Here is a 600-nt window from a genome sequence, read left to right as displayed (position 1 = left end):
ATAGTAGAGATCCTCGCGAAAACGGCCCGCTTTCACCTCCACCAGCGGATCCCGGTTGGTGGCGCAGATAAAGCGGACATCCACCGTCTCGAGCTTGCCGCTGCCGACCCGCTGCACTGTGCCGGTCTGGATGAAGCGCAGCAACTTGCTCTGCAGATCCAGGTCCATCTCGCAGATCTCGTCGAGAAACAGGGTACCGCCATCGGCCAGACTTGCCGCCCCCTTGCGATCCCCCTGGGCGCCGGTAAAAGAGCCTTTCACATGACCGAAGATCTCGCTCTCCATCAAATCGTGGGGAATGGCTGCGCAGTTGAGGGCAATAAAGGGCTGTTCGCTGCGGGGACTGCACTGGTGAATCGCCTCGGCACACACCTCTTTGCCGGTGCCGCTCTCGCCAGTGATAAAGACGGTCGCCTTGCTGGGCGCCGCACTTTCGATGATGCGATAGACCGCCTGCATCGACATGGAGGCACCGATAAAACCGAAAAACGAGCTGCGCTCGAAGTTCTCCCGATAGTGGGCAACCAGCGAGCTCAACTGCTGATGTTTCAAGGCATTGCGAACGGTGGCGCAGAGCCGCTTGCTGTCAAACGGCTTGGT

1 protein-coding gene is annotated in these 600 nt (G+C 59.5%); it reads right to left on the bottom strand.

Going from position 1 to position 600, the window contains the following annotated elements; genetic code table 11:
• The coding region (locus DBR30_RS22605) for a sigma-54-dependent transcriptional regulator (protein WP_258224509.1) at window positions 1-600 on the bottom strand (600 nt) is incomplete at both ends.

This window comes from Aeromonas sp. HMWF017, from assembly GCF_003061465.1.
Classification (GTDB): Bacteria; Pseudomonadota; Gammaproteobacteria; order Enterobacterales; family Aeromonadaceae; genus Aeromonas; species Aeromonas veronii.
The sequence above is the reverse complement of the archived record's forward strand: the minus strand, read 5'-3'. Positions and strand labels throughout refer to the sequence as shown.